General features: G+C 67.9%; 17 protein-coding genes and 1 tRNA gene. 14 read left to right on the top strand and 4 right to left on the bottom strand.

The window, feature by feature from the left end; genetic code table 11:
- The first annotated feature begins 31 nt into the window (after positions 1 to 31).
- On the top strand, positions 32 to 853 hold the full coding sequence (gene rsmI, locus AC6EUH_RS06990; protein WP_144674508.1) for a 16S rRNA (cytidine(1402)-2'-O)-methyltransferase: 822 nt from the start codon (positions 32 to 34) through the stop codon (positions 851 to 853).
- Between the two features lie 192 nt (positions 854 to 1,045).
- Complete coding sequence (locus AC6EUH_RS06995) at positions 1,046 to 2,545, top strand: NAD-dependent succinate-semialdehyde dehydrogenase (protein ID WP_499738179.1); 1,500 nt, start codon at positions 1,046 to 1,048, stop codon at positions 2,543 to 2,545.
- A 28-nt stretch (positions 2,546 to 2,573) separates the two neighbouring features.
- On the opposite strand, the gene AC6EUH_RS07000 is transcribed toward AC6EUH_RS06995, so the two are convergent.
- From AC6EUH_RS07000 to AC6EUH_RS07010, 3 genes are read right to left on the bottom strand one after another with little or no spacing between them, the layout of a single operon-like run.
- On the bottom strand, positions 2,574 to 5,159 hold the full coding sequence (locus AC6EUH_RS07000) for a transglutaminase TgpA family protein (RefSeq protein WP_499738180.1): 2,586 nt from the start codon (positions 5,157 to 5,159) through the stop codon (positions 2,574 to 2,576).
- Positions 5,156 to 6,610 (bottom strand): DUF58 domain-containing protein, encoded by a 1,455-nt coding sequence (locus tag AC6EUH_RS07005; RefSeq protein ID WP_499738181.1) that lies wholly within the window; start codon positions 6,608 to 6,610, stop codon positions 5,156 to 5,158. Before AC6EUH_RS07005 ends, AC6EUH_RS07000 begins: the two co-directional genes overlap by 4 nt.
- Positions 6,611 to 6,623: 13 nt before the next feature.
- Complete coding sequence (locus AC6EUH_RS07010; protein ID WP_499738182.1) at positions 6,624 to 7,781, bottom strand: AAA family ATPase; 1,158 nt, start codon at positions 7,779 to 7,781, stop codon at positions 6,624 to 6,626.
- Between the two features lie 360 nt (positions 7,782 to 8,141).
- On the opposite strand from AC6EUH_RS07010, the gene AC6EUH_RS07015 reads away from it, so the two are divergent.
- The 5 genes from AC6EUH_RS07015 (at position 8,142) to AC6EUH_RS07035 (ending at position 14,567) form a co-directional block, all read left to right on the top strand.
- Positions 8,142 to 9,029 (top strand): TatD family hydrolase, encoded by an 888-nt coding sequence (locus AC6EUH_RS07015; RefSeq protein ID WP_056433168.1) that lies wholly within the window; start codon positions 8,142 to 8,144, stop codon positions 9,027 to 9,029.
- A 282-nt stretch (positions 9,030 to 9,311) separates the two neighbouring features.
- On the top strand, positions 9,312 to 10,493 hold the full coding sequence (locus tag AC6EUH_RS07020; RefSeq protein ID WP_499738183.1) for a resuscitation-promoting factor: 1,182 nt from the start codon (positions 9,312 to 9,314) through the stop codon (positions 10,491 to 10,493).
- Positions 10,494 to 10,716: 223 nt separating this feature from the next.
- On the top strand, positions 10,717 to 11,601 hold the full coding sequence (rsmA, locus tag AC6EUH_RS07025; RefSeq protein ID WP_499738217.1) for a 16S rRNA (adenine(1518)-N(6)/adenine(1519)-N(6))-dimethyltransferase RsmA: 885 nt from the start codon (positions 10,717 to 10,719) through the stop codon (positions 11,599 to 11,601).
- 78 nt (positions 11,602 to 11,679) lie between these two features.
- Positions 11,680 to 12,642: a 4-(cytidine 5'-diphospho)-2-C-methyl-D-erythritol kinase gene (locus AC6EUH_RS07030; protein WP_056433175.1), complete on the top strand. Its 963-nt coding sequence runs from the start codon at positions 11,680 to 11,682 to the stop codon at positions 12,640 to 12,642.
- A gap of 95 nt (positions 12,643 to 12,737) precedes the next feature.
- Entirely contained in the window at positions 12,738 to 14,567 is a 1,830-nt protein-coding gene (locus AC6EUH_RS07035) for an ABC-F family ATP-binding cassette domain-containing protein (RefSeq protein WP_056433177.1), read from the top strand.
- A 261-nt stretch (positions 14,568 to 14,828) separates the two neighbouring features.
- Here AC6EUH_RS07035 and AC6EUH_RS07040 read toward each other — a convergent pair whose 3' ends face one another.
- Complete coding sequence (locus AC6EUH_RS07040; RefSeq protein ID WP_056433286.1) at positions 14,829 to 15,428, bottom strand: TetR/AcrR family transcriptional regulator; 600 nt, start codon at positions 15,426 to 15,428, stop codon at positions 14,829 to 14,831.
- A gap of 216 nt (positions 15,429 to 15,644) precedes the next feature.
- On the opposite strand from AC6EUH_RS07040, the gene AC6EUH_RS07045 reads away from it, so the two are divergent.
- The 7 genes from AC6EUH_RS07045 (at position 15,645) to AC6EUH_RS07075 (ending at position 25,650) form a co-directional block, all read left to right on the top strand.
- A tRNA-Gln gene (locus AC6EUH_RS07045) sits at positions 15,645 to 15,716 on the top strand.
- A gap of 211 nt (positions 15,717 to 15,927) precedes the next feature.
- Positions 15,928 to 17,418, top strand: coding sequence for a bifunctional UDP-N-acetylglucosamine diphosphorylase/glucosamine-1-phosphate N-acetyltransferase GlmU (glmU, locus tag AC6EUH_RS07050; RefSeq protein WP_056433178.1), 1,491 nt, complete (start codon positions 15,928 to 15,930; stop codon positions 17,416 to 17,418).
- Between the two features lie 5 nt (positions 17,419 to 17,423).
- A complete protein-coding gene (locus AC6EUH_RS07055; RefSeq protein WP_056433181.1) occupies positions 17,424 to 18,404 on the top strand; it encodes a ribose-phosphate diphosphokinase in 981 nt (326 codons plus the stop codon).
- Between the two features lie 317 nt (positions 18,405 to 18,721).
- Positions 18,722 to 19,321: a 50S ribosomal protein L25/general stress protein Ctc gene (locus tag AC6EUH_RS07060; RefSeq protein WP_499738184.1), complete on the top strand. Its 600-nt coding sequence runs from the start codon at positions 18,722 to 18,724 to the stop codon at positions 19,319 to 19,321.
- 115 nt (positions 19,322 to 19,436) lie between these two features.
- Positions 19,437 to 20,024: an aminoacyl-tRNA hydrolase gene (gene pth / locus AC6EUH_RS07065; RefSeq protein WP_499738185.1), complete on the top strand. Its 588-nt coding sequence runs from the start codon at positions 19,437 to 19,439 to the stop codon at positions 20,022 to 20,024.
- A gap of 189 nt (positions 20,025 to 20,213) precedes the next feature.
- The gene (locus AC6EUH_RS07070; RefSeq protein ID WP_499738186.1) at positions 20,214 to 22,958 is read left to right on the top strand and encodes a helix-turn-helix transcriptional regulator; all 2,745 of its coding nucleotides are present in this window, start codon (positions 20,214 to 20,216) and stop codon (positions 22,956 to 22,958) included.
- Between the two features lie 43 nt (positions 22,959 to 23,001).
- On the top strand, positions 23,002 to 25,650 hold the full coding sequence (locus tag AC6EUH_RS07075) for a helix-turn-helix transcriptional regulator (RefSeq protein ID WP_499738187.1): 2,649 nt from the start codon (positions 23,002 to 23,004) through the stop codon (positions 25,648 to 25,650).
- Positions 25,651 to 26,263: the final 613 nt, after the last annotated feature.

Raw genomic sequence — 26,263 nt, forward strand, 5'->3', positions numbered from 1 at the left:
GCCCGTTCCCCAGGGCGGCGGACCCGGACGGATCGTGCTGGCGGCAACCCCGATTGGCAACGCCGGAGACGCCACGTACCGGCTGATCGAGCTGCTGACGACGGCGGACATCGTCGCCGCCGAGGACACCCGGCGGCTGCACCGCCTGGTCCAGAACCTGGGTGTCACCGTGGCCGGCCGGATCATCAGCTACCACGAGCACAACGAGGCCGCCAAGACCGGCGAACTCCTGGACCAAGTTCGCGGCGGCAAGACTCTTGTGATGGTGACCGATGCCGGCATGCCGTCCGTCTCGGATCCGGGCTTCCGCCTGGTTGAAGGGGCCGTGGCCGCCGGTCTCACGGTCACCGCCGCTCCCGGACCTTCCGCGGTGCTTACCGCCCTGGCGCTCTCGGGGCTGCCGACCGACCGGTTCTGCTTCGAGGGGTTCCTGCCCCGCAAGGCCGGAGAACGGTCCTCCCGCCTGGCGGATCTCGACGCCGAACGCCGCACCATGATCTTCTTTGAAGCACCGCACCGGCTGGAGCCGATGCTTCGGGCGCTCCGCGAGCGGTTCGGCGCGGACCGGCGCGCCGCCGTATGCCGGGAGCTGACCAAGACCTATGAGGAGGTCATCCGCGGCACCCTGCGCGAACTGCTGGAGTGGGCTGAATCCAATGAGGTGCGCGGCGAGATCGCCGTCGTTGTGGGCGGCGCCCCGGAACGGGAACCGGGCAAGCCGGAGGACCACGTGGCGGACGTCAACGCGCTCATTGCGCAGGGAATCCGGCTCAAGGAGGCCGTCGCGGCCGTGGCGGAGGACGCCAAGGTCAGCAAGCGGGAGCTGTACTCCGCCGTGCTCGCGGCCCGGTAGGCGCGCCGGGCTGCCCGCTGAACGTGCGCTGTGCAGCTGCACAGCGCACCCCCCGCCGCGTAGTGCGGGGATGCGTAGACAGTGCGGAGAATACAGCAGTACCGTGGCAGTAAATCCAGCGCTTCCGAATGGTCATTTGGACAGTGCTGAATCCCATCCCATTCACCCGAACCGCTGACGAGGGAGTCAACCGTGACTGTAACTGCCCAGCCCATTGTTACCGCGGAGCGCGAGCGCGCCCTGCTTGCCTCTGTTCCGACAGGCCTGCTGATCGACGGCGAGTGGCGTCCGGCCGCGTCCGGCAAGACCTTCGACGTGGAGGATCCCTCGACCGGCAAAGTCCTGTTGAGCCTTGCCGATGCCGGACCGGAAGACGGGGCGGCGGCACTGGATGCCGCGGCCGCCGCGCAGGACTCCTGGGCGAAGGTTCCGCCCCGTGAGCGCGGAGAGATCCTGCGCCGTGCCTTTGAGCTGGTGACCGAGCGTGCGGAGGACTTCGCGCTGCTGATGACACTGGAGATGGGCAAGCCGCTGGCCGAGGCCCGCGGCGAGGTCACCTACGGTGCAGAGTTCCTGCGCTGGTTCTCCGAAGAGGCCGTCCGCGCCTTCGGCCGCTACTCGGTGTCCCCGGACGGGAAGTCCCGGCTGCTGGTCACGAAGAAGCCGGTGGGCCCGTGCCTGCTGATCACACCGTGGAACTTCCCCCTGGCCATGGCCACCCGCAAGGTCGCCCCCGCCGTCGCCGCGGGCTGCACCATGGTGCTGAAGTCCGCGAACCTGACCCCGCTGACGTCCCAGCTGTTCGCGGCCGTGATGGTGGAGGCCGGACTGCCGGCCGGTGTGCTGAACCTGATCCCGACCTCCACGGCGGGAGCCACCACGGGTCCGCTGATCAAGGACTCCCGGCTCCGCAAGCTTTCCTTCACCGGTTCCACGGAGGTCGGCCGCCGGCTGCTCTCGGATGCGTCCGAGACGGTCCTGCGGACCTCGATGGAGCTTGGCGGGAACGCCCCGTTCGTCGTGTTTGAGGACGCCGACGTCGATGCCGCCGTTGCCGGGGCGATGCTGGCGAAGCTGCGGAACATGGGCGAGGCCTGCACCGCCGCGAACCGGTTCATCGTCCACGAGTCCGTTGCGGATGAGTTCGCGGAGAAGTTCGCTGCCAAGATGGCCGGTATGACCACGGCCCGCGGCACCGAGGCCGAGTCCAAGGTGGGCCCGCTGATCGATGCCAAGAGCCGGGACAAGGTCCATGAACTGGTATCCGACGCCGTATCCGCCGGCGCGGTCGCGGTGATCGGCGGCGCCGCAGTGGACGGTCCCGGCTACTTCTACCAGCCGACCATCCTCAAAGGCGTCACCGAGGGCACCCGGATCCTGTCCGAGGAGATCTTTGGTCCCGTCGCGCCGATCATCACCTTCGACACCGAGGATGAGGCGGTCCGGCTGGCGAACAACACCGAGTACGGACTCGTCGCCTACGTCTTTACGAGGGACCTCAACCGGGGCATCCGGATGGGCGAACGCCTGGAGACCGGCATGCTGGGCCTGAACGCCGGTGTGGTCTCCAACGCCGCGGCACCCTTCGGCGGGGTCAAGCAGTCAGGACTGGGCCGGGAGGGTGGCCTCGAAGGCATCGAGGAATACCTCTACACCCAGTACATCGGCATCGCCGACCCCTACGCCGGCTAGGAACACCACCGGCTGCGCCGGACCGGCTTCAGCCCCGGCGCAGCCAGCTTCCCCGACGCACCCGGTGCGCCGCCCCGCGGGTCATCAACCAAGTACCCGCGAGGCCGCGCCGGGTGCGCTGTGCTGCGCGGCGGGCGGCGCGGAACGGGGCGGCGGCGGCACGCCGCCAGGCGGCCATGATGGAGGGCGGCAGCCATGCCGCGCGGAACCGCACCAGCGGCCCGGCATGGGCGCGCAGCGTGGAACGGACCGCTTCGATCCGGTGAGCGGCCGGTGACCCCGCGCTTCCCGCAGCAGCGGCACTGCCCGCAGCTCTGTCGGCACTGCCCGGGACGCCGGCGCCGTCGCCCCCGGACGACGGACGGCCATATTGCCGTTGTTCGAAGTCCGCCGTGAGGGCCCTGACGGCCTGGTGGCCGGCTGCATCGATGCCGTGCGGTTCCCCGAGGGCGCCCGAGAGGCGCAGCCTGTCGGAGAAATGGCGGGGAGTCTCGCTGGTCCGCGGCGCTACGCCATAGTCCATGGCGAGGTCACGCAGTTCGGCCCAGGCCTGCAATGCCGCCGCGCTGTCGCCCCGGGCGCCGTTCAGCCGGCGGCGGCGCAGGGCGGTCCGCGCCAGCTGCGGGGATGCCAGCAGCAGACCGAGGAGCAGCAGGCCGCCGGCGGAGTACAGCACGGGCAGCCACCGGCTGGCCGCGTCCGCCGTGGCGTCAGCGCCCGGAAGCGGCAGCGGCGCCGCTGTGGGCAGCGGCGCGGGGTTGGGGCTGACGCTCGGCAGGAGGCCGTCGTTGTTTTCGTTCGTGCTGGCGCCGCCGGCGACCTGGGCATCCGTGGCATAGGACGGCACCACACCGCGCGACGGGGTCGGTTCGAACGGCACCCAGCCCAGTCCCTGGAAATACAGTTCCGGCCAGGCGTGGGCGTCACGCGCATCCACCTCGTACTCCGGCAGGGCACCCTGGCCCCCAATCGAAACCGTGGCGCCGGTGGCCCGTCCCGGGGCATAACCGACGGCGATCCGGCTGGGGATGCCTTCCAGCCGGGCCATCACCGCCATGGCCGACGCGAAATGGATGCAGTATCCGCTCTTCTGGTTCAGGAAGTCCGCCAGCACGGACAATCCGTTGCCGTCATAGCCACCCTGCACCGGGGACTGCAGCGAATAGGAAAATTCCACCGAGCGCAGGTAACGCTGGATGGCCAGGGCCCGGGCGTAGGGAGTGGAGCTTCCGGCAGTCACGGCCTCGGCTGTCCGCTGCACGATCTCCGGGACGTTGGCCGGCGTCCGGATGAACTGCTCGGGGACACCCTGCACCGGCCCGGTGGCCCCGGCCAGCAGCTCCGGGGTGAGCTGCGGGGAGGCAGAGAGCACCACATACTGCTGGTCGCGGGAGTTCGTGTCGACGCCCTTGATGCTCAGCGTGGCCGGGTCCCAGCTCCAGCGGCCGTTGAGGCCGTTGACGGCTTCCGGGGCGTAGGGCACGGGCAGATAGGGGCTGGTGAACTGGCCGGTGTTGACCGCGGTGACCACCCGGACCTCGGTGGCGGCGGATTCGTAGCCCGAATCCATCCGCCCCGTGCCCAGCCGCCGGGTGTCATTACGGTCATCCGGCGCCCAGTTGTCGCCGTTGAAACTGTCCACGGTCACGGAGCGCAGGTACGGTGTGCTCGGCGCATTGGTGGCAAAGGTGATCCGGCCGTCCCCGGTGGGGGCCCGGAGGCTGTTGCCGAGGCTGATCATCGGGTTGAGCCCCGAGGCCGTGCCGAAGGGATTCAGCCGCGAGCCCTGCGGGAACGTTCCCTGGTCGAATCCCGGGATCACGAGTTGCACTAACAGGGTGAGTGTCAGCGCGACGGCGCCGGTCAGGGCGCCGCGCCGGAACTGGCCCGGGTTCCGGGCGGTGTCGGCGCCCGTCCGCGGGTCGGGGGCGAACCAGTGGCTGCAGCCGAGGATCAGGAGGTAGCCTGCCGTGGCCGCAACGAAACCGGCCGCGCCGACGCTCTGCGGCTTGATCATGGCGGGAACGATGAGGATGGCGAGGATCCCGAGGCCGCTCGTGGCCGGCAGGGCCAGGGGAAAGGCGAGGGCATCGACCAGGATCACCAGCAGCCCCAGGGCGGCGCAGACCAGCAGGACGATTCCGGCGTTGGGGGCCACCGGGGCGCTTTCCGCCAGGACGGTTTCACTGGCACGGAGCACGTAACGGTCCAGCTGCGCCAGGGTGTCGCCGGATGGAAGGAAGCCCAGGATGCTGCTGGCGCGGAAGAAGGTGAACGTCAGGATCAGCACGAGCGCAGCCAGCGCACCGGCCGTCACGAACGCGCTGCGCCAACGGAGCGCCCGGAGCCCGGCCATCGTAAGGGCCACGGTGAGGACCGTCGACAGGACGGGGGAGTACCAGGCCCACCCGCGCAGCACGCCGTTGAGGCTCAGCGCGGCACCGGCGACGGCGAGTGCCACCGCGAGGGCCATGAGCCACGGCTGTGCGCCGACCTTCGTCGGTGCCTTCCGGGTACCTGGGAAGGAACCCTGCGGCGGGACGGGGGAGCCTCCCGGGGACGTCCCGGACTGTGCCGAATGCGGGCCCGCGCTGCGCTGCGGTGTCAGTGTCATCGCCGGGCCCCTGATCCGCGCCGCACATCGGCCGCGGTTGCCAGCGGCGCGGCGCCGTCCGAGTCGAACGACGCCCACGCAGCGGGCAGCGGCGTTGCGGGGGTGACGGCGACGGCCCGCCAGCCGCCGAGCCGGAGTGTTTCGAGCACACCGTCGAGTTCCTGGAGGCGCTCCGCAATGACCAGGGCAAAGGCGTTCGCTGTGAAGCCGGCAGCCGGGGTCAGCGCCCGGGCCTCGGCCGGCGTGAGATTTCCGAGGACCGCCAGGATGGGCCCACGCATGCGGTGGGCCGCCAGTTTGTCCAAGAGCCGGTCGTCGAACGGCTGCGGGCCGGCCTCCGCTCCGGAGGGGTGACGGCCGGGACCCCGGGAGGGGACGGCCACCCTCGTATCCCTGCGGCTGTGGTGGTGGCCGGTGAGCTGGATCGCTGCGAGGCTCTCGGCGATGGACTGCAGACCGGACGTGCCGATGTACTCTTCGGCCTCCGGCTCGGGCGCGGAGGGCGAGTGCTGGAATGCGGGCTCGCCGGCCGCGTCAAGGAAGCGCAGCCCATAGTTGCGTTCGGCGAGATGGGCCCCGATGGACATTGCGGCCGTCACCGCCCACTCGAACGTGTCGCTGGTGACGAGCTCGTGGCCGTCGGGACCGGCGGTGCCCCGGTGGGCGGTTCCGCCGCCGGAAAATGCGCCGCGGGTGAAGGCAGCCAGCCGCTGATCCAGGATGATGGTGGCTTCCGGGGTGGTGACGGACTCCTCCTGGCGGACCATAAGTTGCCCGTGCCGTGCCGTCGCAGCCCAATGCACCCGGCGCATCGGATCACCATGACGGTATTCCCGGGTCATAACGTCGTCGTCGCTCGGGTTGGCGCGGATGCGCGTGGCGGTGACGCCGTCGTGTCCCCTGGCCCCCGCCAGCCCGGTGACGGGAAGTTCGACGGCGGCGGGCGTCACGGTGAGGATGTCGCCGTCGTCGATGGCGTGGCGGTGCAGGGACAGCCCGAAGGGGTCGCTGAACTCGGCCGTGACCGGCCCGATCATGAACTGGCCGCGTTTCGTGGAGCGCAGATGGTATTCATAGCGGCTCGTCCCGCCCGTGGCAGAACGCGCCGGGAACCGGAACACCGGGGACTCCCCGAACCGCGCGGGCAGGCGCTCCTCCATGAGGGCGTGGCCGGATCCCAGGCCGGTCCGGGCCACGGCTAGCCAGACCGTCGTCGTGGCCGCCGTCTCGACGCTGGCGGGGCTGAACTCCCGGTAGACCTGGAAATTCGGTTTGAGCACCCGGGTTCCGGCCAGCGCGAGCAACGGCAGGACAAGCAGCAGGACGGCCAGCGTCAGCAGGTCCCGGCGTCCCATCACCTGGGCCGCGAGGAGGAAGACGGCACCAGAACCCAGCAAGCCCCAGCCGCGGCTCGTGAACATGTGCCTCGGGAACCGGTCCATCAGCGCCACGGCCGGGCCACCCCTAGCGGCGGTCCGGCAGTGTGGCAGCCCGGGTGGAAACCCCGCCGCCGGCGGCATGTCCAGCGGCATGTCCGGCGGATGTTGCCGGCGCCGCCGCCATGTCAGGGCTGACCGGGATCTTCGCCAGGACGGCGCGGATGACGCTCTGGGCGGTCTCGCCCGTGCTCGCGGCTTTGCGGTCCAGGATGATCCGGTGGGCCAGGACGGCTTCGGCGACGCTGACGACGTCGTCCGGCAGCACATAGTCCCGGCCCTCCAAGGCCGCTGTGGCTTTGGCCGCGCGCAGCAGTTGGAGCATGGACCGGGGGCTCGCGCCGAGGCGGAGCATCCCGCTTTCCCTCGTCGCGCGGCCCAGGGACACGGTGTACTCCTTGATCGACTGCGAGACGTAGACCTGCCTCACCGTGGCGATCATGGAGGCGACCTCGCCGGCGGTGACGACGGCGGTGACCTTGGTCAGCGGGGACGTCGCCTGGTGTGTTTCCAGCATTTCCATCTCGGCGTCCTTGTCCGGGTAGCCCATGGAAATTCGCGCCATGAAACGGTCCCGCTGCGCTTCCGGGAGCGGGTAGGTCCCTTCCATTTCAATCGGGTTCTGCGTAGCCACCACCATAAAAGGCTCATCGAGTTTGTAGGACTTGCCGTCGACGGTCACCTGGTGTTCTTCCATGCATTCCAGCAGGGCCGACTGCGTTTTGGCCGAGGCGCGGTTGATTTCGTCTCCGATGACAATATTCGCGAACACCGCCCCGGGCCGGAACTCAAAGGAACGGGATGCCTGGTTGTAAATGGACACGCCCGTCACATCGGAAGGGAGCAGGTCGGGGGTGAACTGGATGCGGCTCACCGAACAGTCGATCGTGCGGGCAAGAGTCTTCGCGAGGAGGGTCTTGCCCACCCCGGGGACGTCCTCCAGCAGCAGGTGGCCTTGCGCCAGCAGCACGGTCAAGGCCAGTTTGGCCGCTTCCGCCTTGCCATCGATCACCGTGTTGATGGCGGTCAGGATGCGCTCGCTGGCGGAACTGAACGATTCCGCGTCCATGGCCGCCGGTGGCTGGGCCGCGCGCCGGGTCCCGGGGAGCCCGGCGACGGCGGACCCTTCCCGGAGGCTTTGGCCTTCAGGGAGGGCTTCGTCTAGGGAGGTGCGGTGGTAGTCCATCGGTAGCCTTTCAGCCCTGGTGGTTCCCGGTGGCCCGGCATGGAGCCTGCCGGGCCACTTGTCGGGTGTGTGCCTGTGTTCCTGACCGTCTATTCCTAGCCGTTTATTTCCTGGCCATAAGTGCCTGGCCGTCTGTTCCGGAGCTTTGTTTATATCGTTGTTCCATTTTCCTTGTATAGCCAGTCTTCCTAACAGCGTACTAACACAACTGCCGGACCTGACAGAGAGTTCCGGGGAAATATCTGCCGTGCCCCGGTTGGGACATAGCGCGGGACATAGCGCGGGAAATGGCGCGGGCGGGTTAACTCCCCGGGGCGCTCCCGGTGCATCCGTCCCGGGGTGCCCCGATAGGCTGGGAAGATGCACAAATCCCTGACTCCCGTCCCGTTCCGTGCGCCCGGCAGCGATGGCGCCGGCAGGCAGGGATACCCGCCGGCGCCGGAACCGCTTCCGGTGCCGGTCATGGACAACCACACGCACCTGGATTTCCCCTTCGACGAGCTGAAGGTCGGCATTGCCGACGCCCTCGATGCCGCAGCCGCCGTCGGGGTGCAGGGGGCCGTGCAGGTGGGGTGCGACCTCGAATCGTCCCGGTTCACGGTGCAGGCGGTGGATCTGGACCCGCGGCTGCTGGGTGCCGTCGCCCTTCACCCCAATGACGCGCCGGCCTACGCCGCCCGCGGTGAACTGGAACAGGCCCTGGCTGAGATCGAAGCGCTCGCGGCGCACCCGCGCATCCGGGCTATCGGAGAGACCGGCCTGGATTTCTTCCGCACCGAGGGGAAAGGACTGGCCCATCAGCGCCATTCCTTCCGCCGCCACATCGATATTGCCAAACGCCTCGGGTTGACCCTGCAGATCCATGACCGGGACGCCCATGACGACGTCGTCCAGGTGCTGCGGGAGGAGGGCGCCCCCGACCGGGTGGTGTTCCACTGTTTCTCCGGCGGGGAGGAGTTGGCCAGGATCTGCAACAGCGAGGGCTGGTACATGTCCTTCGCCGGGACCCTGACCTTCAAAAACGCCGCCAACCTCCGCGCCGCCCTGGCCATCGCCGAACCGGAACGGATCCTCGTCGAAACCGACGCCCCGTTCCTCACCCCGCATCCACACCGGGGGCGTCCAAACGCAAGCTACATGGTCCCCTATACCGTCCGGGCGATGGCCGAATTGACTGGATGGGAGCTCTCGGAACTGTGCGCGCGGATCGCCGAAAATACCGTTCAGGCATACGGATCCTGGGACTGATGTGACGAGAGTACATCCACTCGGTTAGATATCGGGTATGCATAATTTGTTGGATGCTTTATAACGCTCCGGTTACAGTGGACAACTATTAGCCGGGGTCGGGGAAGGCCTTCGGATAATTTCACTCCTGCAGGGCGCGCATCGTGGCCAACGAACCATATGCGCGCTCTCGTTTGTGAGTGTGGCAGTGCACACGCCTGCCGCGGACAAAACGCACCCCTTCCGGTGCTGCCTCCGGGCTGTCGGCGGAGGGTCGACGTGTGCGCTTTTCCCCGTGCCCGGATGGTCCGAAAGATATGGGCAATCGTGGTCAAGTTCTTCACATCGGATGGCAAGTTCAGCTTCGTCAAGGTGGGCACGCAGCTTGTGGTGCTTGTGGCGCTCGTGCTGGGGCTGGTGGCGTTCGTCGGAAACAATAAGACAGTCACCCTCAACGTGGACGGCAAAGTGAGTTCGGTCCAGACCTTCGGCGGCACCGTCGGCCAGGTCGTGAAGGGCGCCAACCTCGAACTCAAGTCCGCCGACCGGATCACGCCTGCTGCGGATTCCCATGTCCAGGACGGGTCCGTGATCAACGTCAACCTCGCCAAGGCCGTCAAGGTCAGTCTGGACGGCGCGGAGCGGACCATCAAAACCACCTCGCCCACCGTGGGGGAGCTTGTGACGGAACTCGGCGTGGCCAGCGCCTCCGAGCTGTCCGTCCCGAAGGACGCCCAGCTCTCCGTCTCCGGTTCGTTCGTTTCCATCTCGACGCCGAAGGCCGTGAGCCTCGTCGCCGACGGAAAAGCCGCCAAGACCACGACGACAGCCGCCAACGTCGGCCAGCTCCTCGCCGACGCCGGCATCAAACTGGGGGCCAGCGACCGCGTCTCCCAGCCGGGCAACGCTCCCGTGGTCAACAACATGGTGATCAAGGTTTCCCGCGTGGACGTCAGCAAGACGGCGGAAGCAACCGAAGCCGTGCCATTCAAAACCCTCACCACGGAGGACGCCGGCATGCTCAAGGGCGAAGAAAAGGTGACCCAGGCGGGCGCGGCCGGCTCCATCAAGAAGAAGTTCAAGCTTGTCCTCGTCGACGGCCGCGAAGCCTCCCGCACCCTGGTGTCGCAGTCCGTCAGCACGCAGCCGGTCACCAAAAAGGTCACCGTCGGCACCAAGGAAAAGCCGCAGCCGGAAGCCCAGACCGGTGGGAACACCGGCGCCGGAGCCCCCGCCATGATGAACGAAGCCATGTGGGACAAGATCGCGCAGTGCGAGTCCACCGGCAACTGGTCCATCAACAACGGCAATGGCTACTACGGCGGACTCCAGTTCGACATCCAGACCTGGCTCGGATCCGGCGGCGGCGCGTACGCCCCGAACGCCAGCCTGGCCACCAAGGCCCAGCAGATCGATATCGCCAACCGCGTTTACGCCCAGCGCGGCCTGCAGCCGTGGGGCTGCGGCTGGGCAGCCTCAAGCTAAAGGAGCCGCACCGGCCCCTCAGCTCCGGCTGACGGTCAGGTGACGTCGCCAAGAACTCGCACGGTTTCCGCAGCGGCTGACCACGGCAGCGGACGCCCGGCCCAGGCCGGGTCCGGTTCCCCGGACCCGGCCTTTGCCATGCCCGGGGCCGCCGGCGGGATAGGATACCTAGGTGACTGAACCGACCTCCTCCGCGCCAGGCAGTACTCCAACCAGTGCGCCGATGGCTGAGCCGATCAGTACGCCGGCCGGTGCGCCCGCACCTTTGATGGGGGCCTCTGACATCCGCCGGCTGGCCGAGGAGATCGGGGTCCGGCCCACCAAGACCCTCGGGCAGAACTTCGTCATTGACGGCAACACCATCCGCAGGATCGTCGCCGCCGCGGACATCCACCCGGACGAGACGGTACTTGAAATCGGGCCGGGGCTCGGGTCCCTCACCCTGGGCCTGCTGGACGCCGCCCGGTCGGTTGTCGCCGTCGAGATCGATCCGGTCCTCGCCGGCAAACTTCCGGAAACCGTCGCCCGGTGGAGGCCGGACGCCGTCGGGGATTTCCATCTGGTTCTCGCCGATGCCATGCGGGTCACCGAACTCCCCGCGGAACCCACCGCACTCGTGGCGAATCTTCCATACAACGTTGCCGTGCCGGTGGTCCTGCATCTGCTTCAGCACTTCCCGAGCCTTCGCCACGGGCTGGTCATGGTCCAGGACGAGGTGGCCGACAGGCTTGCCGCCGGGCCGGGATCCAAGACCTACGGTGTTCCCTCGGTCAAGGCCGCCTGGTACAGCAGTATGCGCAAGGCCGGCGTCATCGGCATGAACGTCTTCTGGCCGGCGCCCAAAATCCACTCCGGCCTCGTGGCGTTCACACGCAGGGAGCCGCCCGTCACCACCGCCACCCGGGAACAGGTGTTCGCCGTCATCGATGCCGCATTCGCCCAGCGCCGCAAGACCCTGCGCGCAGCGCTGGCCGGATGGGCCGGCAGCGCGGCGGAGGCCGAACGGTGCCTGCGCGCGGCCGGCGTCGATCCGACCGCCCGCGGTGAGGTCATCGACATCGCGGCTTTTTCCCGGATCGCGGAAGCCCGCGCGACGCCGGCGCCATAACCCGGGCGGCGGCCCGCAACGTGCAGGCCCCGGGCGCCGTGCTTGGAGCCGGACCCCGCCATGCCATAGCGTGGAGCCATGAACGCAGTGAGAGGGCGCTTTGCCGCGAGGACTGTCCGGGTCAAGGCTCCCGGCAAGGTTAACGTCTCACTGGATGTCGGGCCCCTGCGCCCGGACGGCTACCACTCGGTGGCCAGCGTCTACCTCGCGGTGTCCCTCTACGAAGAAGTCGCCGCAACCAGCACCGACACCGGGCAAATAACCGTCAGCATCAGCCCGGCCAGCACCCTGGACCTCGACGGCGTGGACATTCCCCTCGACGAACGCAACCTGGCCTACAAGGCGGCAGCGATCATGGCAGACGTCTCGGAGCACTCCACCGGCGTCCACCTCGAGATCACCAAGCGGGTGCCCGTGGCCGGAGGAATGGGCGGCGGTTCGGCCGACGCCGCGGCCACCCTGCTGGCCTGTGACGCGCTGTGGAACAGCGGGCTTTCCCGCGACGAGCTCTCCCACCTGGCCGCAGAACTTGGCGCCGATGTGCCCTTCTCCCTGCTCGGGGGCACAGCCGTCGGGCTCGGTCTTGGCGACGACCTCTCGCCCGCCCTCGTCAAGGCCCAGACCGACTGGGTCCTCGTGACAGCGGACTTCGGGCTGCCCACCCCGGAGGTGTACCGGACCCTGGACCGGCTGCGCGCTGACGATGAGGCGGTGATCGACGAACCCACTGCCGTGGACCCGATGATCCTCCAGGCCCTCCGGGCGGGCGACGCCGATTCCCTGAGCAGGGTGCTGGTCAACGATCTGCAGCGCGCCTCGATCGAGCTGGCGCCCAGCCTCCGGGACACGCTCGGACTCGGCGAGTCGCTGGGGGCGATCGCCGGGATTGTCTCCGGCTCGGGGCCCACGGTGGCGCTGCTGTCGCACAGCCCGGCGGCAGCCGAGGGCCTGGCCGAAGACCTCCGGCACCACGGCCTTGAGGCCATGGCGGTGCACGGCCCGGTTCACGGGGCACGCATCATCTCCGATACGCTCCTTTAATAGGACTGCCGTCCCCTCCACGGCGTAGTCGGCCCGGGTCGAACCGATCCGGCACATTTGCTTGGCATAAATTTTCTCTAGGAAAGCAGTTCCCAGTGGCACACCTGCTCGGCGGCGAGAACCTCACCGTCTCGTATGCAACCCGTACCGTTCTTGACGGCATCACCCTCGGACTCGAAGAGGGCGACCGGATCGGCATGGTCGGCCGCAATGGCGACGGCAAGTCGACACTCATGCGCCTGCTGGCGATGCGGGCCACCCCGGACTCCGGCCGCGTGACCAAACGCAGCGAAGTCAACATCGGCTACCTGGACCAGAGCGACGTCCTCGACGGCGACCTCACGGTCGGCGCCGCCATCGTCGGCGACCAGGCCGACTACGAATGGGCCCGCAACCCGCAGATCCGCGAGGTCATGGGCGGGCTCGTGTCCGACGTCGACTGGCACGCCAACGTGCACGCCCTTTCCGGCGGGCAGAAGCGCCGCGTGGCGCTGGCCAAGCTGCTGATCGAAGACCACGACGTCATCATGCTCGACGAGCCCACCAACCACCTCGACGTCGAAGGCGTCGCGTGGCTGTCCCGGCACCTGAAGACCCGCTGGCGGGCCAACCAGGGCGCCTTCCTCGTGGTCACCCACGACCGCTGGTTCCTCGACGAAGTCTGCAACAAGACGTGGGAAATCCACGACGGCATCATGGACCCGTTCGACGGCGGTTATGCCGCCTACGTGCTGGCCCGCGCTGAACGCGACCGCGCCGCCTCCGTGACGGAAGGCAAGCGCCAGCAGCTCGTGAAGAAGGAACTCGCGTGGCTCCGCCGCGGGGCCCCGGCCCGCACCGCGAAGCCCAAATTCCGGATCGAGGCGGCCAACGCCCTGATCGCCGATGTTCCCGAGCCGCGCGACTCGACGGCACTGAGCAAGATGGCCACCGCCCGGCTCGGCAAGGACGTCCTGGACCTCGAGAACGTTTCCCTCGACTTCCTCGGGGGCGATGCCGGGCAGAAGCTCTTCGACAACATCACCCTGCGGCTTGCTCCCGGTGAGCGGCTTGGCCTGGTGGGCGTCAACGGCGCCGGCAAGACCACCTTGTTGAAGCTCCTCAACGGCGAAATCCAGCCCAGCTCCGGGAAGGTCAAGCGCGGCAAGACGGTGGTCACCGCGGTCCTGTCGCAGGAGGTCAAGGAGCTCGACGACGTCTCGGACCTGCGCGTGATCGAAGTGATCGAGCGCGAAAAGCGCTCCTTCAATGTCGGCGGCAAGGAATTCACCGCCGGCCAGCTCGTGGAGCAGCTCGGCTTCACCAACGAGAAGCAGTGGACCCCGGTCAAGGACCTCTCCGGCGGCGAACGCCGGCGCCTCCAGCTCCTGCGCCTGCTGGTGGGGGAGCCGAACGTGCTGATGCTCGATGAGCCCACCAACGACCTCGACACCGACACCCTGGCCGCCGTCGAGGACGTCCTGGACGGCTGGCCGGGCACGCTCGTCGTCGTCAGCCACGACCGCTACCTGCTCGAACGCGTCACGGACCACCAGATGGCGCTCCTGGGCGACGGCAAGATCCGGGCCCTGCCGCGGGGAGTGGACCAGTACCTGGAACTGCGCGAAGCGGCGATGGCCGGCTCCACGATCACCGGCGGCGGCAACCCCGTCACCGCCGCCAGCGGCAGTTCCGCCCCCGCCGTCGCCGGTCCCTCGGAAGCGGAAAAGCGCGATGCCCGCAAGGCCAAGAACCGCATCGACCGCCAGCTGGGCAAGCTCACGCAGCAGGAGGACAAGATCCACGCCCAGATGACCGCCGCGGCCGCGGACCCGTCCGCCGTCGGCAAGCTCGCGGAGCTCAACAAGCAGCTCAAGGACCTCGCAGTCGAACGCGAAGCCCTCGAACTCGAATGGCTGGGAGCCCTGGAAGTCCTCGGCGAATAGGCCGGCCAGCCTGGGCTGGCTGCGCCGCGTAGGTGACCGCACGGGCAAACTACCCCTCGGACTTCAAATCGGGGCCGGTGAGGCCGTTCCACGCGCCCTCAAAGGATGGGCATGCCCACTCGGGTGGTGCAGGACTCCCGGGCATGTCCAACGGCGAGGTCCAGGAATGGGCATATTGGCCAAATGTCCATTGTTCGCCGCCGGGGGAGGGCATGTCCGTTGGCCGGGTCGGTGCCCGTGCCCGGGGCGTTTTCTTGAGGACTAATCCTCGCTGCGGAGCTCCGGGTCTTTTTGCAGGCCTGTGAGGCCGTTCCAGGCGAGGTTGACCAGGTGGGCCGCCACCTCGCGTTTATCCGGGGTCCGGCTGTCCTGCCACCATTGGCCCGTCATGGCCACCATGCCGACCAGCATCTGCGCGTACATGGCCCCGTCGGCCGAGGTAAAGCCGCGGCGGGCGAACTCGTCGGCCAGGATGTACTCCACACGGGCCGTGACGTGCGAGAGCAGGGTGGAGAACGCGCCTTCGGGCTGTGTCGGCGGGGCATCGCGCATGAGGATGCGGAACCCGTCGGTGCGCTCCTCGATATAGCTCAGCAGGGCCAGGGCGGCCCGCTCCACGAGGACGCGCGGTTTGGCTTCCTCGGACAGTGCCTCGGTGATGGAGCTCAGCAGGATCCGGAACTCATACTCAACAACCTGGGTGTACAGGCCTTCCTTGGAGCCGAAGTGCTCGTAGATCACCGGTTTGGAGACCCCCGCGGCCGCGGCGATTTCCTCGATGGTGGTTCCGTCCAGTCCGCGGAGGGCGAAGAGCCCGCGGCCGATGCCGATGAGCTGGCTGCGGCGCTGGGGCCCTGTCATCCGGATCCGCGGCACGTAGCCGGCGGCCCGTGCAGGCCGGCCGCCGCGACCCTCCGCCCCTTCGGATACCCCTGTGCTGTTGCTCACCGCTCCATCATGCCCCAGATCACCCGGGGGGAGACGGGCGGCCGCGCTCCGGTCGTCCCCGCCGCACTGGGCGGCAACGCAGTATGGCAGAATTGACTCTCGTGCCACAGGCTCAGCGCCTTGGCATGGTCCGCCCTGGTGTAATGGCAGCACCCCGGCCTTTGGAGCCGTGGAGTATAGGTTCGAGTCCTATGGGCGGAACTGTTGCGCGTCGTGGCACCGTAAAACGGCACCCGGCGGGCGCGGCCCGCGATGAGTCCAGTAGGATGAATCTGGCGCCGTGACCGGTGTCCGGGCGGCCCAGGCCGCACGGATCCGGCAACCAAGGCGCATCACCAGGCCCCAGCCGCCGGCCACCCAGATACACCAAGCAGCGGCATGAGCTAAGCCGCAGAGCAAGGAGAGCCCGTACGTGAGCCCCGAGAACACAGGCCCAGCCGCCGTAATCGTCCTAGCTGCAGGCGCCGGTACCCGGATGAAGTCCCGTACCCCCAAAATCCTGCACGAGATCGGCGGCCGGTCCCTCGTCGGCCACGCGCTGCATGCTGCCCGCACCATCCGGCCGCAGGAGCTGGCCCTCGTCGTCCGGCATGAGCGCGACCTCGTGGCCGCCCACGTCGCCGCCGTCGACCCGGCAGCCCTGATTGTCGACCAGGACGAGGTGCCTGGAACCGGCCGTGCCGTTGAAGCCGCCCTCGACGCCCTCGACGCGCTTCACCCCCAGCAGCAGGTCAGCGGCACGGTGGTGGTCACGTATGGCGACGTGCCCCTGCTCACCGGGCAGCTGCTCGGCGAACTCGTCGCCAGCCACGAGGCCGGGAACAACGCCGTGACCGTCCTCACCGCCGTCCTGGACGACGCGACGGGCTACGGACGCATCCTCCGGGCCGCGGACGGATCGGTCTCCGGCATCCGGGAGCACAAGGACGCCACGGACGCCGAACGTGCAATCCGCGAGATCAACTCAGGCATCTACGCCTTCGATGCCGGCGTGCTGCGCGACTCGCTGGCCCACGTCACCACCGACAACGCCCAGGGCGAGAAGTACCTCACCGACGTGCTCGGCCTGGCCCGTGCGGCCGGAGGCCGTGTGGCCGCCGTCGTCACCGAAGACCGCTGGCAGGTGGAGGGCGCCAATGACAGGGTCCAGCTCTCGGCCCTCGGCGCCGAACTCAACCGGCGCACCGTCGAAGCCTGGATGCGGGCCGGCGTCACGGTCGTGGACCCGGCCACCACCTGGATCGACGCCACCGTCACCCTCGACGAGGACGTCCGGCTGCTGCCCAACATCCAGTTGCACGGCACCACAACGGTGGCGCGCGACGCCGTCGTCGGCCCCGACACGACCCTCACCGATGTACAGGTGGGGGAGGGTGCCAAAGTGGTCCGCACGCACGGGTCCGGCTCCACGATCGGCGCCAAGGCAAACGTCGGTCCGTTCACCTACCTGCGGCCCGGCACGGTCCTCGGCGAGACCGGCAAGATCGGTGCTTTCTACGAGACCAAGAACGTCACCATCGGCCGCGGCTCCAAACTCTCCCACCTGGGCTACGCCGGCGACGCCGAGATCGGCGAGGACACCAACATCGGCTGCGGCAACATCACCGCGAACTACGACGGCGAGAAGAAGCACCGCACGGTCATCGGGTCCGGTGTGCGCACCGGCTCCAACACCGTCTTCGTCGCTCCGGTCCAGGTCGGCGATGGCGCTTACAGCGGCGCCGGCGCGGTAATCCGCCGCGACGTGCCGCCCGGTGCCCTGGTCCTGTCCCTGGCCAAGCAGCAGAACGCCGAGGGATGGGTCCTTGCGAACCGGCCTGACTCGCTCTCCGCGTCCCTGGCCGAGGCGGCCGGCGCCACCACAACTTCCTCCAGTACTCCGGCAACTACAGAAGAGGGCTAGCAAACATGAGCGAAATTACGGCACGCGGCGAGAAGAAGCTGGTGCTTGCCGCTGGACGCGCGCATCCCGAGCTGGCGAGGGAAATCGCCAAGGAGCTCGGAACCGAGCTGCTGCCCCTGGATGCCTACGACTTCGCCAACGGTGAGATCTACGTGCGGGCAGGCGAGAGCGTGCGCGGCACCGACGCCTTCGTCATCCAGGCGCACCCCGCCCCGTTGAACAACTGGCTGATGGAACAGCTCATCATGATCGATTCGCTCAAGCGGGCCTCCGCCAAGCGCATCACCGTGGTGTCCCCGTTCTACCCGTACGCCCGGCAGGACAAGAAGGGCCGCGGCCGCGAGCCCATCTCCGCACGCCTGGTCGCCGATCTGTACAAGACCGCCGGCGCCGACCGCATCATGAGCGTGGACCTGCACACTTCGCAGATCCAGGGCTTCTTCGACGGGCCCGTGGACCACCTCATGGCCATCCCGCTGCTGGCGGACTACATCCGCACCCGCGTCGGGGCTGACGACATCACGGTGGTTTCCCCGGACACCGGCCGCGTGCGCGTGGCCGAGCAGTGGGCCGAGCGCCTCGGCGGGGCGCCTCTGGCCTTCGTCCACAAGAGCCGCGACCTCACCGTTCCGAACCAGGCCGTCTCCAAGACGGTCGTCGGGCAGATCGAAGGACGCACCTGCGTCCTCATCGACGACATGATCGACACCGGCGGAACCATTTCCGGTGCCGTCCAGGTGCTCAAGAACGCCGGCGCCAAGGACGTCATCATCGCGGCAACACACGCCGTGTTCTCCGATCCGGCGGCCCAGCGTCTGTCCGAGTCCGGCGCCCGCGAGGTTGTGGTCACCAACACGCTGCCGATCGACGCCAGCAAGCGCTTCCCGCAGCTCACCGTGCTGTCCATCGCACCGCTGATCGCCCGCGCCATCCGCGAAGTGTTCGACGACGGCTCCGTCACCAGCCTGTTCGACGGCAACGCGTAGCCCTTTATAGAGCGCAGGTGAGCGCACTAGGGCTCGCTTGCGCATGCTCAACCGCCGCCTGTGCGGGGCTGTTTTCCTGATTGCGGCCCCGCACTGGTAACCTTGAACCGAAACCTTGGCGAGGGAAAGCGCCGGTAAGCCGTGTGGGAAACAGTAAACGCGGTTCATCGGATTGCTGGTATCCGTTATCGACTGGGTCTGAATCTCCTTCTGAAGGGCCGCTGCACAGCAGCCCGGCGTTGAAGGTCGCAAACAGACCTCCGCCCTTGCTGAACACCGTTTAGACCCACAGCTTGAAATCCAACGAGGAGATATCCATGTCTGAGCAGAAGCTCGCAGCAGAAGTCCGCACCGAATTCGGCAAGGGCTTCGCCCGCCGCGCCCGCATGGCAAACCTGATCCCGGCCGTCATCTACGGCCACGGCGCCGAGCCGATCCACATCACCCTGCCGGCGAAGGCCACCACCCTGGCCGTGCGCACCGCCAACGCCCTGCTGACCCTGGACATCAACGGCGAGCAGCACCTTGCCCTCGTCAAGGACATCCAGCGCAACCCGATCAAGCAGATCATCGAGCACCTGGACCTGCTGACCGTCCGCACCGGCGAGAAGGTGACCGTTGACGTCCCCGTCCACCTCAGCGGCGAACTGGCTCCGGGCAACGTCCACAACCTGGAAATGACCACAGTCTCCCTTGAGGCCGAGGCCACGCACCTGCCGACCGCCATCGAGGTCAGCATCGAAGGCCGCAGCGCCGGCGAGCACATCCACGCCTCCGATCTGGTCCTGCCCAAGGGCTCCGTCCTGCTGGCTGACCCCGAGGCACTGGTTGTCAACATCTCCGAGGCCACCGAAGTCACCGCGGAAGAGGCCTCCGAAGAGGCTACCGCCGAAGCTTCCGAGGCTGCAGCCGAGTAATTCCGGCGAATCCTCCGGTGGCCGGGTCCCTCTGGGGCCCGGCCGCCGTCGTCTCCGCCCGGCAGCGCCGGACCCTGGTGACGGGAACCTGCCCGCCTGAGCGAAGGACGCACCCATGACTGACACCTGGCTGATCGTAGGCCTCGGCAACCCGGGAACGGAGTATGCCCACAACCGGCACAACGTCGGACAGATGGTCCTCGATGAACTCGCCTCCCGGATCGGCAACGGCTTCAAGTCCCACAAAGCGCGGGCCCACGTCCTGGAAGGCCGCCTCGGCATCGGCGGCCCGCGGGTGGTGCTGGCCAAGCCGCTGAGCTACATGAATGTGTCCGGCGGTCCGGTCTCGGCGCTGGCCAAGTTCTACGACATCGAGCCCGGCCACGTCATCGCCGTGCACGACGAGATCGACATTCCTTTCGACACCGTGAAGCTGAAGCTTGGCGGCGGCGAAGGGGGCCACAACGGTCTGCGGGATATCAGCAAGGCCCTCGCCACCAAGGACTATCTGCGGGTCCGGGTCGGTGTGGGCCGTCCGCCGGGCAGGATGGACACCGCCGACTTTGTGCTGAAGGACTTTTCCGGTTCGGAGAAGAAGGAACTCCCGTTCCTGATCGACACCGCGGCCGACGCCGTGGAGGTCCTGGTCCGGGACGGCCTGCTTGCCGCCCAGCAGGAGTTCCACCCCGCGAAGACACCCTAGCCCGAAGACTCACAAAGACTCCGGCGTGCTGCACCGCTCGACGCGCCGCAGCCGACGCGGCGAATTGCTTCCAAGCGTCCTGAAATGCCGTTATGATCGCTCTACTCTCATGTCGGGGGATAGGGATACGCTACTTCTAGGCGGACGGTCTCAGGTTTGCTGTCCGCAGAGCGGTGCAAAGGAAACTAGATGTCGAGGGAATCGCTGGGCTGGGGGAATGTTTCCACTACATTGGCACCCGCCTCGGAAGAACCTGCAACCGGTCCGCTGGACCGGCACAGGTGGTCAGGTCTCGCGCGCAATGCCGACGCCGACCGGGTTCGTAATGCCCTCGTCACAGAGGACCGGATGGGGGTGGTCATCACCGGCGACCGCGGCGTGGGCAAGACCCAGGTAGGCCGTACCGCCGTGATGGGCTTCGGCCCCGACGTCTACACGCTGCAGCTCCGCAGCCCGGGATCCGGCATTGCGACCCCCTACGGGTGCCTCGCGTTCACGCTCGCGCGGTTGCCGCAAAGTTCCCTTGGCTCGCCGACTGCCATCCTGCACGGCATCACCTCCCGGATCCGTGACGACGCCGCCGGACGGAAGTGCGTCATCCTGCTCGACAACGCCGGCGGACTGGACGAACTGAGTACGGGCGTCCTGCTTAACTTGCTCCAGACCCGGACCGCGCGGCTCGTTGCGACTGCCCAGCGCACGACGGACCTTCCGCCGGACTTCTACTGGCTCATCACCTCCGGCCAGCTGGCTGAGGTCCGGCTCGCCAACCTCACGGAGGTCGAAACCCTCGAGGTGCTCCAAGCCGCGCTCGGGCACCGGGTTTCCAGCGCGCTGGCGAGCCAGTTGCACCAGCTGGTCGGCGGCAGCCCCACCCTGCTGCAGGCCGTTGTCTCCGAACAGATTGAACGGGGCAACCTTGTGTTGTCCGGATCCGTCTGGACACTGGTGGATGAGGTGGTCCTGGACGGGCGCACGGCGCTGGAAGACATTGTGCGGGCCCGGTACGCCCGGGAAACACCCGTGGCCCGGGAGGTCATCGAAGTGCTCTCCTGTGCCCGGACCCTGCCGCTGGCCAGGCTCGCGCGGATGTACAGCCCCGGGGTCATTGCGGACATGGAAGACGCCGGCCAGATAGTCGTTGACCGCACGGACCGGCACCTCGTTTCGCTCGGGGACCGCTATCTGGGCGACATCGTCCGGAACTGGCTCAGTGTGGAGCGCCGGTTGGAACTGCGCGACAAGGTACCGGGACACCAGCAGGACGAGCTGAATGAGCTCACGGTGGAAGACCTGCTGGCCTACGCCGCATGGACCCATGATTGCGACGCGCCCCTCGCGCCGGCCCACGCCGTGGCGGCTGCCGGCGCCGCCGTCAAACTCTTCGACCCCAAGTTCGCGCTCAAATGCGCCGGCAGCCTGACCCCGGCGGACCCGGAATGGACCGAGGGGCAGCTGCAAAAGTCCGCAGCCTACCTGCAACTGGGACTGCCGCTGCAGGCGATGGCTGCCCTGGACGATGTCTCGGAAGCACAGATCAGCGCCCTGGGTGCCGGGGAGTACGCGGAGCTGGTTGCCGCCAAAGCGGACTGCATGTCGTGGCTCGATGACCGGACCGGGCAGGTTCCCGAACTGGTCCGGCAGGGCCGGCAGCATCTCGACGAACTCGGTGGGGACCACCCGGCGGCGTCGGCCGGGGAGCTGACCCGGGCCCGTTTGTGCCTGGACCTCTGCGAATTCAACTACCTCTCCTTCGTAGGTGACTACGCGCCCATGATGGACCGGCTCACCGCGGCTGCCTCGTCGGAAGCGGATGACGCGGATCCGGTGCACCGGCTCCGGTCCGCAATCATTCTGATGGAAGCCCTGTGCATGACGGGCAGGGAACTCGAAGCCCGCAAGCTGATGCGCGACATCGGCGGCCAGCTGGGGGAGTGGTCCAACGTCCCCCGGATCCGCGAGAACTTCGCGTGGAGATCCTTCAATGTGCTGCTGCTGTCCGGACAGTGGCGCCAGAGTATCGACATGCTCAAGGACGCCAGCGGCCGGGCGGGCCACGGGCTGCACTCCGGCAGCGCGCCCACTGATCTGGCCGTGGGCCTCGCCTACGTCTATGCGGGCCGCGGATACATGGCACTCGACCCGCTCCTGGCCGCGATCGCGCAGCTTGAAGTGCGGGCAAGCCTGCACTCGCTGCGGCAGGCCTACGCGGCCACTGCCTTCGCGTACGCCCAGACGGGGAATTCCGTGCAGGCCACGGTCTACCTGGACCGGGCCCGGTCAGCGGAGGGAGCCGCCCGTTTTACGGTCCGAAGCTCCGCGGACTTCTGCATGGACATGGCCTCGCGCTGGCTGGGCGATCCGGAGGCGAAGGACCGGCTGGTGCGTTCGGCCGAGGAACACTTCCGCCGCGGCCGGTACACCCTGGCCGGTATCTTTATGCTCGGCGCGACGGTCAACGGCACCACCAAGGATTTCCAGTTCATGGAAGACATCGCGGCGTCGCGGCAGGGTCCGCTGGCGGAGCTGTCCCGCACCGTCGCCGTGGGCAGCCGCAAAAAGGATGCCGCCATCATGCTGGAAGCCGCCGGCCAGGCAGCCGCCATGGAACTTGACGCCGTCCAGGCCCGATGCGCCGCCCTCGCCTTCGACTTTGCCAAGGCCGCGGGGCTGAGCGGGAAGGCGAGCGCCGCACACGCCATCTTGGAGAGCCTTGCGGGTTCCGTACCGGCCCTGCCGATCATGCCCAGGAACAAGGGGCCGCTGCTCACGGAGAGGGAGCGCCAGATAGCCACCCTCGCGGGCAACGGGGTCACCAACAAGGACATCGCCCTGGCCATCGGTATCTCTGTGCGGACTGTGGAAGGACACCTGTACCAGGTGTTTACCAAGCTGGGAGTTTCCTCGCGAAGTGATCTGCTTGGACTCATCTAGGAAGCGTGCAGCCGCCCGCGATGAGGCGGGAGGATCCACCGCCTTGACCGGCCGAGCGGAGGATCTGGGCTTGGCGGTGGAGGCGATCCAGGGCAGCACGCACGTCGCGGTCCTGCTGCTCGGGGACAGCGGGATCGGCAAATCCACGCTCCTGGACGCCGTCGTGGCCGAGCTGGGATCTACCGTCACGCCGGTGCGCATCCATGGCAGCCCCTCGCTGACGAACGTGCCGTACGGGGTGCTGGGTCCTTTTATTGTCGAGTTGCCCGTTCAGGAGGCGACGTCGCAACTTGCGGTACTCAGGACCCTCTGGTCCCGGCTGGAGCAAGAGCGCCGTGCCAGCCAAATGCCCTTGCTGCTGATCGTCGACGACGCCCATGACCTTGACGAGGCCACCGCAGGGATCCTGGTGGAACTCGCCGCCGCCGGCTGGGCGAAATTGCTTGTGGCCTCAGCCGCCCGGCCGGGTTTGCCGGAACCACTGCTGCAGCTGTGGTTTGAAGGCATAGCAGAACGCATCGACCTCCGCCCGCTCACCCAGGGGCAGACTGCTGAAATTTTGGAACGCGAGCTGGGACCCCAGGTTCTTCCGAACGTCGCCGAGATCCTCTGGGAAGCCTCCGAGGGCAACCCGTTGCTGCTCAACGGGCTGATCGACGATGCGAAAAAGGACGGCACGCTGCTGCAAAATAACGGGGTGTGGCTGCTCGGGCGTCCCCTGAACAGTCACGGGGACCGCCTGTCCGACGTCGTGCGCCGGCAGCTGCTCCGGCACTCGCCGGAAGAGCGTCAGGCCCTGAACCTGATTGCCCTGGCCGAACCGGTGTCCCGCGAGCTGATCGAGGCCACAGTGGGCCAAGACCCGGTGGCCGTTCTCATTGAACATGAGCTGATCCGCGTTACACCGGCACCCCACCCTCAACTGCGGCTGTGGCACTCGATCTATGCCGACACCCTGCGCAACCTCATTTCTCCGGCGCGGAGCCTCCAACTCCGGCAGAGCCTCCTGCGCCTCATGGACAGCGAACCGACGTCGGCGGAAGGCCTGCTCCGGCAGGTGAGCTGGTCGATGGAATGCGGAGCGGAGGTCGACGACCGGCAGTTGCTCCGGGCAGCCGTGCTCGCCAGCCGGCTCTACGAGGACGAGCTGGCACGCAGGGCCGCCGCCCTGATCAAGGATCCTGAACTCCAGGTGGCGGCACGGGCTGTGACCGCACGGACCTACTTCAACACCTCGGACTACGCGGCCGCCCGGGACATCCTGGAGGCCGACTTCGCCAAGGGGCTCAGCGTGGCGGTCCTCTTGACAGGCACCCTGATGTGGGCTGCCGTGCAGGCCGCACTCGGCCATAGCCCGGCCGACATCATGGACCGGGCCGGGGCCCTCCTGGAGGCAGGCGAACGGCTGGCCAAGGAAAACCCCGAGGACGCCGAGGGAATCCTCAAGGCCACGCGGGAGCGCTATGCCACCATGCACGCCATGGTGTTCGCGCTGGCCGGCGAGTACCCGGACGGGGACGGAGCGCAGGCCGACGTGTGGGCTGGCCCGCCGGCCAACGCCCTTGAAGCTGCATTCAGGCTGGCCCTGGAATCGGAACGACTCCTCGTGCAGGGGAAGGCCGTGCAGGCGTTCGCCACGGTGTCCGAGGCACTTGAATCCGCGGGCTCCGGACACGACGAACTGTATTTCCTCGCGGAATTCCTCGTCGCGCGGGCAGCAGCAGCGGTCATCCATGGCGGCGACTGGGAAGCCGCGGAGACGCTCCTGGCCGGAGTAGCAGCCGGTCCCGGACCCAACCGCATCTCGTTCGGCGGGGGAGTCCACGCCGCGCACGGCGTTATCCTGCTGTACCAGGGCAAGGCTGCCCAGGCCCTGGACACCCTCAGCGCAGCACTGGAGTCACTGCGGCTCGCGGATCCCCAGCAGCTCTTCGCCCTGACCTCTTCGATGGCCTTCGCCGCCGCCGCCGAAGTCGGGGCCAAAGACAAAGCCGCGGCATTCCTCGCCGACTACGATGCGGCACCACGGGCAGTTTCACGCTATTTGCGCATCCTTTCGCAAATGGCAGTCACCTACGGCAAGGCCCGGCTCGGCAATTACCCGGGCGCCATTGACGAGCTCCGGGCGTTGGGCCGTCCGCAGGCCGGGGGGTCCACAGCTGGCCTTGAGTTCGACGCCCTCGCCTTCTGCCTCGCCCTGGGGGACCGGGATGCCGCTTCCCGGGTGCTTGAACTGCAGCCCGAACTCGAGGGCCCCAGGGCAGCTGCCATCTGCCACTATGCGGCTGCGCTCAACACCGACCAGGCCGCGGACCATCTCGAAGCGGGCAAGAGCTGCGAAGACGCCGAGCTGTGGGGCTTTGCGGCGCTGGCCTATGACGCCGCCGCGAACGGATACAGGGCAGCCGGGGACACCCTCCGGGAGCGCGCGGCGCTGTCCCAGCGGAAGCGGTGCCTTGACAGAATGGACAGTGTTGCCGGGCAGGAGCCGGAAGCCGATGCCGACGCCCTTGGTGTGCTGACGCGCCGCGAGCGCGACATTGTGGCGCTGGCGGTGCGCGGCCTCAGCGACCGCCAGATTGCCGCCGAGCTGCAGGTATCCATCCGGACAGTCGAAGGCCACCTGTACCGCAGCTATGCCAAGCTCAATGTCAGCGGCCGGGACCAGCTGCCGGGTGTGTCCCCGGCCTAGCCGCCGTGACCATTTTCCAGTTCTCCGTTGACCGGCACCCTGACGGCATCACTCCCTACCGCCGCCCCGGCGTGCGTAGGGACGGGGCACGGGCAAGTAGGCTCCGGGCCGCCCGGGTATGGGGACCGCGTAGCCGGACCGCGCAAGCGCCACGTGCCCGTTGCCGTGACAAGTACCCTCGATCCCGGCTCGTCCGGAACCCGGCACGAATTCGAGTACGGACTACCGGTGCCCCGGTGCCGTCCGGTTCGCTAAATTGTATTCAGGCACCAGGAATCACCCACCAGGATTCTCCCGCCCACCAGGAATCACCCGGGCAGTACCACCCGACAAAGGATTTGAACGTGGAGCTATCAACGCGGAAGCGGCCCAGGCCCTCCGATGAAGCTGCCAGGATCGCCGGCCTTGGGGACATTCCGCTCTGCTGCAGTAGACACTAAATTTCTTCCATGGTCTCCCCAATTGGTTCCCGCCTAACGCGTGAACCCCTTTGACGGAGCCGACGGCGTCGGAACCTTCTGAGACCGAGGTTCCTCCCCCCAGCCGCCGTCGGCTCCCTAAGCTTTACGGTCCGCAGTCCTGGCTCGGCCGCCCGCAGGCCGGGCGGCCGTGC

It is taken from the genome of Arthrobacter sp. 001422645, assembly GCF_059816125.1.